Source organism: Gilliamella sp. Bif1-4, from assembly GCF_001690535.1.
GTDB lineage: Bacteria > Pseudomonadota > Gammaproteobacteria > Enterobacterales > Orbaceae > Gilliamella > Gilliamella bombi.
In genome coordinates this window covers 1-12370 of sequence record NZ_LZHC01000047.1, presented here as the reverse complement: position 1 = coordinate 12370, position 12370 = coordinate 1, and the positions used below count along the sequence as shown (strand labels likewise).

Sequence of the window (12370 nt, the reverse complement as noted above, 5' to 3'; positions counted from 1 at the left end):
TATCATATTATAACTATGATTAACTATAAACTTGATTGGATATTGACGTCACTATCAGCAACAACCGGCACACAATAATCACACTCCATATGCTTAATATCCTTAAACGATTCGACAGAGTCATCACGAAGATTATGATGAATCTCAATTACACAACTAGAGCAACGTAAGCGTACCTTTAATGCTGGCATAGCAGCTAAATGCACTTGTGAAATAAAATCGCCAAACTCATCAGGAGAACCAATATATCTAAAGCAAAGATACAATCCTCCTTCATTAACTATCTGCTCAATATGCTCTAAATTATTATTCTGATCTAAAGCAATTGTATAAAAAAGCTCTTGTTCATTAGCATTATCTTTGCTTTTCAATATACGGCTAAAAGCATAAATTTTATCTGGCAAGTTTTCACATGTATTGCCACAGCGAGATATATAATTATAAAAGAATTGTGATCTTAGTTTATTTTCTTCATCTAATAATTGACTCAAATTGCAATTATTTTTAAAGGTGATACCCCAAAACGTTTTTTGAGGCATATTAACAAATTTTGGCTCAGGCAATAAAAACCGATTTTTATTAAGCTCAATAGCAGGAGTTAATCCTGTAGGATCCCAAATATCTCCTCGTCGGTAACTTGCTGGGGTTTCATTGAATTGTTTTTTAAAAGAACGAGTAAATGTTTGTTGAGAATCAAAACGATATTGCATCGCAATATCTAAAATAGGCTTACTTGTCATGCGTAAAGCAAGCGCAGCATAAGTTAAACGACGATGTCGAATATAAGTACCAAGAACTTGACCAGTTACCTCTTTAAACATACGTTGTAAATGCCACTTTGAATAACCTGATTTTTGTGCAACATGATCAATAGATAATGGTTGTTCCAAATTTTTTTCAATCCAAACGATAAGATCTGAAATAATACTAACTTGATTCATAAAACCCCATCAGAATGTCAAATGGCAAACGTTATCCGATTATGACTCAATCCCAGCAATAAGCAAGATTTAAATAAAAATTATTTTCTGCCATTATTAGCAAAAAGAATGAGCTCCAGCTTGGTGTTCAGTAATATCTTTTACACCAGCGAGTTCAGGAAACTCTGCCATTAATTGTTTCTCAATACCTTCTTTCAAAGTATAATCAACCATTGAGCAACCATTACACCCCCCACCAAATTGTAAAACAACATAATTATCTTCAGTCAACTCCACTAAACTAACATGGCCACCATGGCTAGCTAATTGCGGATTGACCTGTGCTTGAATTGCGTAATTAACACGCTCAATAAGAGGTGCATCATCAGCTACTTTTTTCATTTTTGAATTTGGTGCTTTTAATGTTAACTGCGAACCTAATTCATCAGTCACATAATCAATGACAGCTTCTTCTAAAAATGGCGCACTAATTTCATCAATATAAACTGAAAAATCAGCGTACCGTTCTTCTATATCGCTATCTTCTATAGTATCAGCAGGGCAATACGAAACACCGCATTCCGCACTTGGAGTACCAGGGTTAATAACAAATACTCGAATTTGTGTTCCATCGGCTTGATTAGCAAGCAATTTTTTAAAGTGCTGTTGAGCTGATTCAGAAATAGTGATAATAGACATAACCCCTCACTTTAATGTAGTTAGGTAATAAACAAACCTAACATCATTTATAATATATTAATAATAATAGTTGACTAACTTTCTTGGTTATTATAGGGGTTGTTTAGGATTTTACAATACTGTACGGCATAAACAAACAACATAAACACTCTTTGCTCCACATTTTTTTAGTTGCTGACTAATTGCATTAATCGTATTACCTGTTGTAACTATATCATCAATAAGCATTACTGATTTATGTGAAATATTTTGATGGCACATAAAAAGCTTTTCAACATTAGCGATTCGCTCTGTAAGAGATAGTTTTTTTTGATCTTTCATATTTGACTTTCGAGATAGTAAATAAGGATAAAATTCACAATCTAACCATCTTGCAATCGGTTTTGCCAATAACTCAGCTTGATTAAAACCACGAGACCAATAACGAAAATGATGCAATGGCACACAAGTGACCAAATCGGGCTTAATTAACGCATCGATTTCTCGCCGTTGATACCAAGCCAAAAACATCAATCTTGCCAATGCAGTACTCAATTCAATTTTGTTGTAGAACTTTAGATGATGAATCAATTTTTTTAAAGGATTAACATACTCAGAAACAGCAATAAGTTCATCCCAATAAGGTTTCTTTGCACGACACCGATAACATATATCAGTCGATAAAGAATGTGGTAAACAGCATTGATGGCAGACTTTATTAAATTTAGGTATATTTTGAACACATTGGCTACAAATGCCATGATGAGATAGAAATAAAGGCATATCACACAAAATACATCGCATAAAATTTAACAGTTTTTTTGTAAAAAAGTTTCAGGTTACACTATGTTTCAGTATAAAAACGGTTAGTATAAAAAAGGGAGTTATAAAAAACATTTTTTATAACTCCTTATCTTATTAATGTTTAAAATCAGGTTAACATCAATAAAATAGACCAATCAATTTTTTAATTAAATATAATTAAATCGTTATACGATATACAGCACAAAAAATTATCCGATTTTGCATAATTGCTATTTAAATTAGCTTAATATTCGGTATAATCAACCAATTCAAATGGAAAGAGGTTTTATTATATGAAAAAAATCAAACTATTAATTTTAACATTATTGCTAACAATTTTTTCAACTGTCGCCTCAGCTACTCCTCAAGTCTTATTACAAACCAGTATGGGCGATATTGAGATTGAACTAGACAGCGAACATGCGCCAATTACCACTAAAAACTTTCTTGATTATGTTAATAGTGGTTTTTATGAAAATTTAACTTTCCACCGCGTAATTCTTGGATTTATGATTCAAGGTGGTGGCGCTGATGATCAACTAAAATTCAAAGACAATAACCAGCCAATTAAAAATGAAGCAGACAATGGTTTAAAAAATGATCGTGGTACCATTGCAATGGCAAGAACAAGTGAAATAAACAGTGCAACCAGTCAGTTTTTTATCAATGTAGTAAACAATGATTTCCTTAATTACAAATCACCAGAACAATATGGTTATGCTGTATTTGGTAAAGTAACTAAAGGGATGGATATAGTTGATAAAATTGTCAGTGTCCCAACTAAACGCGTGGGGCCACATCAAAATGTGCCGGTTGAACCTATTTACATTAAAAAAGCAATTGTTATTAAAAATGATTAAACCATTGTACTTAGCTAACAAAAAACCACTTTTAAAAGTGGTTTTTTGTTTTATTTAAGATGACTAAGTAAATTAGCAATTGTCCTCACCCCAATACCTGTTGCCCCTGTTGTCCATAAAGCTGTGGCACTTTTACGGAATGTTGCAGAACAATCAATATGTAGCCAATTTTTTTGATAATTTTTAATAAAATGCGATAAGAAAGCCGCAGCAGTACTTGCCCCAGCAGTATTAGGTATACCTGAATTTGCTATATCAGCAAATGGTGATGGGAATTGCGAACGGTGAAACTCGTCTAATGGTAATCGCCAAAAAGCTTCATGTTCAGTATTGCTACTAGCTAACAATTGGTTAGCAAAGTTATCATCAAACGAAAGTAATGACTGATAATCATTCCCTACCGCAATCTTAGCCGCTCCAGTCAGTGTTGCACAATCAATAATATAATGAGGTTGGTCATTATCAGCACAAATTAAACCATCAGCCAAAACTAGTCGCCCTTCTGCATCAGTGTTATTAACTTCAACCGTTTTACCGTTACGGTAACGAATAATATCGCCTAATTTAAACGCATTGCCACTCACTAAATTATCCGCACAACATAGATAAAGTTTAATACGTTGATTTAAACCGCGCGCAATGGCTAATGCTAATGCACTTGTTACTAACGCAGCTCCCCCCATATCTGAGCGCATTGACTCCATAAAATTACTTGGTTTTAAACTATATCCTCCTGAATCGAAGGTAATACCTTTACCAACTAAACAGGCCGTTATCGGTAAATTAGGGTTTTGAGTTGGGTTATAATCAAGTTCAAGCAAAGCCGCTGGCCGATCCGAACCTTTTCCAACCGTATAAATACCCATATAATTTTGCTCTTTTAAAGCTTCACCTGAAATGATGTTGTAAGTCACAACAGATGAGTAAGTGCTAATTAACTTAGCTGATCGTGTGGCTAATTCAACAGGACTTAATGTTTCGGCTTGTTCATTAATAATATCCCGACACCAATCAATAATTTCTATACGATGTTTTAATTCTTGTTTGTCTTTGGTGTTGAGCTCTGGCCAAGTTACTTTTGTACTTTTTTTGGCATTACGATAGCCTAACCAAAAATGCCAACAAGCTTCGAGATCCCAATTTTCGCCACTTAATTTAACCGAATTTATTCCTTGGTTATCTAACTTTCGACCTGCACGTTGAATCGCCCCTAAACGATGTTCTGGTTTATAGTGAATAGTAATCGCCTCGTTAGAAAAACTCAAAAATGCATCTTTTCCCCACTGTTTTGGTGCAGGCTTATCAGTTAGTAAAACAGATAACATCAACATAGTAAAAACCTCAAAAAATTGATAAACAACATAACAATGAATTAATTCTAATCAGAAATATGTTAATATAGCAAGTAAAGTTAAAAATAAATAAGGACGGGTTATGGCATCAGTTGTACCGATAAAAAATGGGATTAATTTTCGTGATTTAGGTGGAATCAAAACAATTGATGGACGTCAAATTCGATCGGGCCTACTATACCGCTCAGGCGCATTCTCGCTTATTACACAACAAGAGCAATTTTTTTTAGCTAATCAGCTAAATCTGCACTACGTTTTAGACTATCGCGATCCTGATGAAATTGAGCGAAATCCAGATAAATTATGGCAAAATACTCATTATATTAATGTGCCAGCTAACCCTTTGAGCAATACGATCACCGCAAGTTTAACAAGTGATCTAGGCAATCCTCACCAAACACTTAAAAAAAATGCTCCATTTGATTTTATGATTAAGCTTTACCAGCTACTACCATTTAATAACGCAGCATATCAAAAACTTTCCTCAATCCTACTAAACTCACAAGGTAGACCATTGGTACAACATTGTGCTGTTGGTAAAGATCGTACAGGTGTTGGCGTTGCATTAACATTGTTTGCTTTGGGTGTTAGTGAAGAAACTGTCATGCAAGATTATTTACTAACAGAACAGCTATTGTCAGATTATCGTGAAAATCTATTAAGTCAATATCAACATAAAATGACGCCTGATGAGTTTGAAAAACGCAAATTAATTTTTGCCGCCAAAAAAGAGTACCTAACTGCAGCATTTGATACAATTAAAATGCGGCACGGTACAATTGACAATTGGTTATCACAGGAATATCAATTAAACAAAACTAATAGAAAAAAAATTCAAGATATCTATCTGGTTTAATAAATAACAAGCCATTATCGCGCCATAATAAATAATGGAAAAACATTGTATTAAGACAACAAAATTAATTTAGAGATTGGTTGATTGCAGTTCACCGACAGGTGCATATCGTCCACTTGACGATATTGATAATAAAACTCTTGTGCAAAAGGCGCCATAATCATCTGCTGTTTTAAGTCAATGTTAACCGATTTAATTTGCCAAACTCCTTTAGCATAAAGCTTTAATGCAGACTCTTTTAATGTCCATAGTTGCCAAAAGGCTCTTAATGTATCATCTTGTTTAGTCATCCATTGATATTCATCATCGGCAAAAAAATTTTTAGCTACTTTCAAATAATTTTTTCGTGGACGTGCTACTTCGATATCTAAACCAACCTTACCTACTAACGAAATCGCAACTGCTACCCAATCTTGGCTATGACTAATATTAAAATCCGGTAAGCGTGGCTCTAAGAAAGAGGGACGACCATTATCTTCAACCTTAATAACAGGTAACATCGGAATATCGCAGTATTGTTTAAGCAAATGAGCCAAAATTGAACGGCAAACTAAAAACTGTTTTTTGCGTTGACCACTTAAATTATTCGCTTCATCAAGAAGCGTTTGAGGCAACAGTGAAAAATTAATGTCAGCGTCATTAAGGCAAGCAAGTTGAATAATTAGCATAATTAGCAAGAAAATATTAATAAAATTTATTTTTTACTATTCTAACAGCATGCTATGCTAACTGTTATCAAAATTAATAAAAATATCAACCTTAATAAATAGTAGCAAGGGTGTATCATTATGTCATTACCAACAAAATTAGTTCATGCAGGACGTAAAAAGCGTTATACACAAGGCGCTGTTAATTCGGTTATTCAACGTGCATCATCATTGGTTTTTGATTCAATTGAAACAAAAAAAGAAGCAACCAAAAACCGTGCTAATGGTGCATTATTTTATGGACGCCGTGGTACATTAACTCATTTTGCGCTACAAGATGCGATGGTTGAAATCGAAGGTGGAGCTGGTTGCTATCTATACCCTTGTGGCGCAGCTGCCGTCGCTAATGCTATTTTAGCTTTTGTTCAAGCTGGCGATCATATATTAGTGTCTGAAGCCGCTTACGAACCTACTCAAGAATTTTGTCAGCAAATTTTAAAAAATTTTGGTGTTGAAACAGATTACTTTACGCCATTAGTGGGTCACAATATTACAAATCAAATTAAACCCAATACCAAAGTCGTATTTTTAGAATCACCAAGTTCCATTACGATGGAAATTCATGATATTCCTTCAATGGTTAAAGCAATTCGCAGCGCCAATCCAGAAATTATTATTATGATCGATAATACATGGAGCGCCGGGGTATTATTTAAAGCATTAGATCATGATATTGATATCTCAATACAAGCAGGTACTAAATACCTAATCGGTCATTCTGATGCCATGATAGGCACCGCTGTTGCTAACCAGCGTTGTTGGGAAAAATTACGCGAACGTTCTTACTTAATGGGACAAATGTGCGATGCTGATACCGCTTATATAGCCGCACGAGGATTGCGAACATTAGCTATACGATTAAAGCAACACCACGAAAATGGCATAAAAGTAGCAAAATGGTTAGCTCACCATCCTAAAGTTGCTACCGTCAATCACCCAGCATTAGAAAGTTGTAAGGGGCATGAATTTTTTAAACGTGATTTTTCAGGTGCAAGTGGATTATTTTCTTTTGTACTCAAAGATCGATTAACTGACGAGCAATTATCTGATTTTATTGACAACTTAACTTATTTCTCAATGGCTTATTCATGGGGTGGTTTTGAATCATTAATTTTAGCTAATCAACCCGAAGAACTAGCAAAAATTAGACCTGTATCTGGTATTGATTTTAAAGGAACTTTAATTCGTGTTCATATAGGGCTTGAAGATCCCGATGATTTAATTGCCGATCTTGCTACTGGTTTAGACAGAATCAAGCTATAAAAAATAAATCTATATAAAGCCAATGCATTACGAATGTTTAGTTTAGCATAATTAAGTAGAAGATGAATAATCATAGCCAAATCACGTGTGACGAAATAATAAAACAAACAGTTTTTCATAATATAAAACACCACAAAGCGCTACTGGTTGCATATAGTGGTGGTGTTGACTCAACGGTATTAATGCATGTGCTTGTTAAGCTTAAAAAACAATTGTTACCAAATTTAGAACTAAGAGCGATCTATATTCATCATGGTTTGAGTAGCAATGCTGACAACTGGGCAACGCATTGCAGGCAACAATGCCAAACATGGCAAGTTCCAATAATTATTGAAAAAGTCAGACTTGATCCCATAGCGGGTAATATTGAAGAGCAAGCTAGAAATGCACGTTACCAAGCTATATATCGCCATATAAAAGATGATGAAACGTTATGTACAGCTCAACATCTTGATGATCAATGTGAAACTTTCTTCTTGGCATTAAAACGTGGTAGTGGACCTGCGGGATTGTCCGCAATGCCAAGGGAAAATCAACAACATCTTCGACCTTTATTAACAATATCACGATCACAAATTGAAACCTATGCGAATAAACATCAACTCAATTGGATAGAAGATGAAAGCAACCAAGATGATCACTACGACCGTAATTTTTTACGCTTAAAAGTCTTACCAATTCTTAATCAACGCTGGCCACATTTTTCGCAAATGGTTACACGCAGTGCGGAATTATGTCAACAACAAGAAACGTTAATCAATGAGTTATTATTGGCAGAGTTTAAGCAAGTTGTCACCGAACAAAATCAACTGGCTATTACGCCATTAATGGACTATTCCGAGTATAAACGAAATGCAATTTTACGCATGTGGTTTAAACATAATCATATTAATATGCCAACACGCCAACAAATAACATTAATTTGGCAAACCGTTGCATTAGCAAAAGCAGATGCCAATCCTAAATTTATTTTTAATAATCAACAAGTTTGCCGTTATCAAAATCAACTCTATTTGTTAGCATTATATCAAGATATTGAACAGCAAATCCTAAACTGGGATTTAGCGTTGCCATTAACACTTCCAGATAATGTTGGAGAATTACAAGTTAATTATCAAACTGATTTATGTTGTCGCTTACCACAAGCAGATGAAAAAATCACAGTACGATTCCATGCTCAAGGAAAATTTCGAATTGTTAATCGTCATGGTTCACGATCAATAAAAAAACTATGGCAAGAGCATAATATTCCACCATGGATGCGAAATCGAATCCCTCTGATTTACTACAACGAACAACTGATTTGCGCAGTTGGCAAATTTGTTACCGAACAAGGAAAAGGAAGACAAATCGGTTTTATTCTTGTAAAGAATAAACTATAAGTTTATACCCTAATAGGTTTTGTTATCGCGTTTAGCTTGCCGTCTTAATTTATCTTCAATGGGCTTTTCAACTTTAACTTGGTACAACTAATGATTTGATAACATTCATTTTTACTCGTTAAGGGAATAAAAAGCTTCAATCGGACTTTCTGTGAATCGTAGCTATTTAAAAAGAAGCTGAAGCTGGTATTCCTGTCAAGGAACTGTGCCGTAAATATGGCATGGGTAATTCAACTTTCTATAAATGGCGGGAAAAATACGGTGGTATGGAAACTTAGGATATCAAACGCTTAAAAGAGTTGGAGGCTGAAAATCGCAAGCTTAAGCAGATGTTTGCCGAACTGAGCTTAAAATCCCAGCTTCAGGAAGAAATCATAAAAAAGCTATAAGTGCCCACAAAGGCACGTAAAACGTGGGCACAGCAACTACAACAAAATTATTCGGTTACTATTGCTATGAGCTGCGCTATCGTTGGCTTAAGCCGTTGTGCTTACTATTATCAACCTAAGTTACAGGATGATTCGGTGATGGTTTCGGTGTTGAATGCTATCACAGACCAGCATTTACGCTGGGGCTTTCCTAAATACTTTAATCGTATCAAAAAGCTCGGCTATCAATGGAACCATAAGCGTGTTTATCGGGTGTATTGTGAATTAAAGCTTCATCTCAGAGTAAAGCGTAAAAAACGTATCCCCCCACTGTAAATACTCCAAACTTAGTACACAACTCACGTATAAAATTAAGCTGCCTATTTTATATTCAATCGGTGTCATGTTATTTAATGCCTCATGCGGTCTTTCGGTGTTATAAATCGTTAACCATTCTTCGGTTATTCTCCTTGCTGTGCTAAGTTGTTAAAAAGATATAAATCGAGTACTTCAGTACTATTAAATCGTTCAATATAGCCATTTTGATTCTATATAATCAATGGCTATATCATGTGATTTAGCCCAGTTTATAAAGGTTTTTCCTGTAAATTCTGGCCCATTATCGACCCGTATTTTTAATGGATACCCATGATATTCGGCCAGTTTATCTAAGTAACGGGTAATCCTTCCTGCCGGTAAGCTCACTGCAATATCAATACCTAACGCCTCACGATTAAAGTCATCGATGACATTGAATGTCCTAAAGCGACGCTGATTACGGCTACTGTCACTTATAAAATCCATTGACCAACATTCACCTTGTTTATTAGGCACCAATGGCTTTTCTGGGCATCGTGGAGGAATGCGTTTTTTACGCTTTACTCTGAGATGAAGCTTTAATTCACAATACACCCGATATACCCGTTTATGATTCCATTTATAGCTGAGCTTTTTGATACGATTAAAGCATTTAGGAAAGCCCCAGCGTAAATGCCGGTCTGTGATAGCATTCAACACCGAAACCATCACCGAATCATCCTGTAACTTAGGTTGATAATAGTAAGCACAACGACTTAAGCCAACAATGGCACAACTCATAGCAATAGTAATCGAATAATTTTGTTGTAGTTGCTGTGCCCACGTTTTACGTGCCTTTGTGGGCACTTATAGCTTTTTTATGATTTCTTCCTGCAGCTGGGATTTTAAACTCAGTTCGGCAAACATCTGCTTAAGCTTGCGGTTTTCAGCCTCCAGCTCCTTTAAGCGTTTGATATCCGAAGTTTCCATTCCACCGTATTTTTCTCGCCATTTATAGAAAGTTGAATTACCCATGCCATATTTACGGCACAGTTCTTTAACCGGAATACCCGCTTCAGCTTCTTTTAAAATAGCGACAATTTGATCTTCAGTCATTTTTTTCATAATTAAATCCCCTTTTCTTTTATCATAGAGAATTTTCTACTTTTTTGCTGTACTATTTTAGGGGATAGTTACACCACGAATACCAGAAAAGCTATTGGTACCTAATAAACAAGGTGAATGTTGGTCAATGGATTTTATGAGTGACAGTAGTCGTAATCAACGTCGCTTTAGGACATTCAATGTCATCGATGATTTTAATCGTGAGGCGTTAGGTATTGATATTGCAGTAAACTTACTAAAGCCTGGTAGCCCCCCTATCAAAATGGCTATATTAAACGATTTAATCGTACCTATCCTACTGAAGTACTCGATTTATATCTTTTTAACAACTTAGCGCAAGCAAGGAGAATAACCGAAGAATGGTTAACGATTTATAACACCGAAAGACCGCATGAGGCATTAAATAACATGACACCAATTGAATATAAATAGGCAGCTTAATTTTATACATGAATTGTGTACTAAGTTTGGGGTATTTACACTAGCTAATTATCAAGTTTCCAGCTATTTATTCTACCAATAACTACCATCTTTTTTCTAAAACCATGCATATCAATATTTATTACCGTGTTATTTTCAGAGAAGATATTGAAATTGCCATAGGTGACTAAATATTTTTGATTTTTTGTTCAGTCTTGTGACAGGTAATTCAGGCTCTCCCATAGTTTCATAAATAAGAGAATCAGATGAGCTGGCATGTAATTTTCTGATATGTAGATAGGTTTCCATTCTTCATTCATTATCATAACCTATCTTATCATTACAACTTTATGAATTACGACTAATATCATCGGTGAAAATCTATTTGTTAAAACGTATAATAAACATCGGATAAACTAGAAATACACTGCAAATAATTTTCTGTAGAAAGCAAAAAGCCCAGCATTACTGCTGGGCTCTATATATAAAAGTCTGGCGGCACCCTACTCTCACATGGGTAATACCCACACTACCATCGGCACTACGGCGTTTCACTTCTGAGTTCGGCATGGGGTCAGGTGGGACCACCGCGCTATTACCGCCAGACATATTCTGTTCTCTCTTTCTTAATTGCTGTCCATTATCTCATATCAACAACAATCACTCAATTCGGAACAAACTGTTTTTTCAATCTCTATTCTCTTTTCGATGATTTTCTCATCTAGGAATAACTTCTGCGTAACCCAAAACAACTCCGAGTTGTAAGGTTAAGACTCTCGGTTCATTAGTATCAGTTAGCTCAATGTATCACTACACTTACACACCTGACCTATCTACGTCTTAGTCTCAAACGGACCTTACTGAATCTCTTCAGGGAAAACTCATCTCGAGGCTAGTTTCGTGCTTAGATGCTTTCAGCACTTATCTATTCCGCACGTAGCTACCGGGCAATGCAATTGGCATCACAACCCGAACACCAGCGGTGCGTTCACTTCGGTCCTCTCGTACTAGAAGCAAACCCTCTCAATTTTCCTACGCCCATGGCAGATAGGGACCGAACTGTCTCACGACGTTCTAAACCCAGCTCGCGTACCACTTTAAACGGCGAACAGCCGTACCCTTGGGACCTACTTCAGCCCCAGGATGTGATGAGCCGACATCGAGGTGCCAAACACCGCCGTCGATATGAACTCTTGGGCGGTATCAGCCTGTTATCCCCGGAGTACCTTTTATCCGTTGAGCGATGGCCCTTCCATTCAGAACCACCGGATCACTATGACCTACTTTCGTACCTGCTCGAGCCGTCACTCTCGCAGTCAAGCTAGCTTTTGCCATTGC

The 12370-nt window shown here is 35.8% G+C and carries 11 protein-coding genes, 2 rRNA genes and 4 pseudogenes; 7 read left to right on the top strand and 10 right to left on the bottom strand.

All coding sequences use genetic code 11. The features are described 5' to 3' along the window. Positions 1–23 precede the first annotated feature (23 nt). From robA to A9G25_RS06890, 3 genes are all read right to left on the bottom strand, one after another. Positions 24–941, bottom strand: coding sequence for an MDR efflux pump AcrAB transcriptional activator RobA (gene robA / locus A9G25_RS06900; protein ID WP_065626323.1), 918 nt, complete (start codon positions 939–941; stop codon positions 24–26). A gap of 96 nt (positions 942–1037) precedes the next feature. Then, entirely contained in the window at positions 1038–1613 is a 576-nt protein-coding gene (gene nfuA, locus A9G25_RS06895) for a Fe-S biogenesis protein NfuA (protein WP_065626402.1), read from the bottom strand. A gap of 117 nt (positions 1614–1730) precedes the next feature. Further along, positions 1731–2381, bottom strand: coding sequence for a phosphoribosyltransferase family protein (locus A9G25_RS06890; RefSeq protein ID WP_176701092.1), 651 nt, complete (start codon positions 2379–2381; stop codon positions 1731–1733). A gap of 314 nt (positions 2382–2695) precedes the next feature. On the opposite strand from A9G25_RS06890, the gene A9G25_RS06885 reads away from it, so the two are divergent. After that, positions 2696–3262 (top strand): peptidylprolyl isomerase, encoded by a 567-nt coding sequence (locus A9G25_RS06885; RefSeq protein ID WP_065626321.1) that lies wholly within the window; start codon positions 2696–2698, stop codon positions 3260–3262. 50 nt (positions 3263–3312) lie between these two features. Here the strand turns inward: A9G25_RS06885 and pepB are convergent, their stop codons facing one another. Then, a complete protein-coding gene (pepB, locus tag A9G25_RS06880; protein ID WP_065626320.1) occupies positions 3313–4593 on the bottom strand; it encodes an aminopeptidase PepB in 1281 nt (426 codons plus the stop codon). Positions 4594–4696: 103 nt separating this feature from the next. Here pepB and A9G25_RS06875 point away from each other — a divergent pair, with 103 nt between their 5' ends. Beyond that, positions 4697–5470, top strand: a complete 774-nt coding sequence (locus A9G25_RS06875; RefSeq protein WP_065626319.1) for a tyrosine-protein phosphatase — start codon at positions 4697–4699, stop codon at positions 5468–5470. Positions 5471–5520: 50 nt separating this feature from the next. On the opposite strand, the gene A9G25_RS06870 is transcribed toward A9G25_RS06875, so the two are convergent. Next, entirely contained in the window at positions 5521–6138 is a 618-nt protein-coding gene (locus A9G25_RS06870; protein ID WP_065626318.1) for a 4'-phosphopantetheinyl transferase family protein, read from the bottom strand. 120 nt (positions 6139–6258) lie between these two features. On the opposite strand from A9G25_RS06870, the gene metC reads away from it, so the two are divergent. From metC to A9G25_RS12595, 4 genes and pseudogenes are all read left to right on the top strand, one after another. Next, entirely contained in the window at positions 6259–7440 is a 1182-nt protein-coding gene (gene metC / locus A9G25_RS06865; protein WP_065626317.1) for a cystathionine beta-lyase, read from the top strand. A gap of 62 nt (positions 7441–7502) precedes the next feature. Further along, on the top strand, positions 7503–8822 hold the full coding sequence (gene tilS, locus A9G25_RS06860) for a tRNA lysidine(34) synthetase TilS (protein WP_065626316.1): 1320 nt from the start codon (positions 7503–7505) through the stop codon (positions 8820–8822). A 170-nt stretch (positions 8823–8992) separates the two neighbouring features. Beyond that, positions 8993–9176 (top strand): annotated as a pseudogene (locus A9G25_RS13380) (transposase); the annotation flags it as partial. Positions 9177–9277: 101 nt separating this feature from the next. Continuing rightward, a pseudogene (locus A9G25_RS12595) lies at positions 9278–9517 on the top strand (IS3 family transposase); the annotation flags it as partial. Here A9G25_RS12595 and A9G25_RS13375 read toward each other — a convergent pair. The 3 genes and pseudogenes from A9G25_RS13375 to A9G25_RS06845 form a co-directional block, all read right to left on the bottom strand. Then, positions 9476–9661, bottom strand: a pseudogene (locus tag A9G25_RS13375) (integrase core domain-containing protein); the annotation flags it as partial. The pseudogenes A9G25_RS12595 and A9G25_RS13375 overlap by 42 nt on opposite strands. Positions 9662–9718: 57 nt before the next feature. Then, entirely contained in the window at positions 9719–10354 is a 636-nt protein-coding gene (locus tag A9G25_RS06850) for a DDE-type integrase/transposase/recombinase (protein WP_065626314.1), read from the bottom strand. Continuing rightward, a complete protein-coding gene (locus tag A9G25_RS06845) occupies positions 10355–10612 on the bottom strand; it encodes a transposase (protein WP_065579872.1) in 258 nt (85 codons plus the stop codon). Positions 10613–10688: 76 nt separating this feature from the next. Here A9G25_RS06845 and A9G25_RS13185 point away from each other — a divergent pair. After that, positions 10689–11044 (top strand): annotated as a pseudogene (locus A9G25_RS13185) (integrase core domain-containing protein); the annotation flags it as partial. A gap of 478 nt (positions 11045–11522) precedes the next feature. On the opposite strand, the gene rrf reads toward A9G25_RS13185, so the two are convergent. Beyond that, a 5S ribosomal RNA gene (gene rrf, locus A9G25_RS06835) occupies positions 11523–11638 on the bottom strand. Positions 11639–11795: 157 nt separating this feature from the next. Beyond that, positions 11796–12370, bottom strand: a 23S ribosomal RNA gene (locus A9G25_RS06830); the annotation flags it as partial.

What these genes read in the sequence shown, in the direction of transcription:
- A9G25_RS06885 (WP_065626321.1), top strand. Translation starts at nt 2,696, where the DNA reads ATGAAAAAAATCAAACTATTAATTTTAACATTATTGCTAACAATTTTT.
- A9G25_RS06875 (WP_065626319.1), top strand. Translation starts at nt 4,697, where the DNA reads ATGGCATCAGTTGTACCGATAAAAAATGGGATTAATTTTCGTGATTTA.
- A9G25_RS06870 (WP_065626318.1), bottom strand. Translation starts at nt 6,138, where the DNA reads ATGCTAATTATTCAACTTGCTTGCCTTAATGACGCTGACATTAATTTT.
- robA (WP_065626323.1), bottom strand. Translation starts at nt 941, where the DNA reads ATGAATCAAGTTAGTATTATTTCAGATCTTATCGTTTGGATTGAAAAA.
- A9G25_RS06845 (WP_065579872.1), bottom strand. Translation starts at nt 10,612, where the DNA reads ATGAAAAAAATGACTGAAGATCAAATTGTCGCTATTTTAAAAGAAGCT.
- metC (WP_065626317.1), top strand. Translation starts at nt 6,259, where the DNA reads ATGTCATTACCAACAAAATTAGTTCATGCAGGACGTAAAAAGCGTTAT.
- tilS (WP_065626316.1), top strand. Translation starts at nt 7,503, where the DNA reads ATGAATAATCATAGCCAAATCACGTGTGACGAAATAATAAAACAAACA.
- A9G25_RS06890 (WP_176701092.1), bottom strand. Translation starts at nt 2,381, where the DNA reads ATGCCTTTATTTCTATCTCATCATGGCATTTGTAGCCAATGTGTTCAA.
- pepB (WP_065626320.1), bottom strand. Translation starts at nt 4,593, where the DNA reads ATGTTGATGTTATCTGTTTTACTAACTGATAAGCCTGCACCAAAACAG.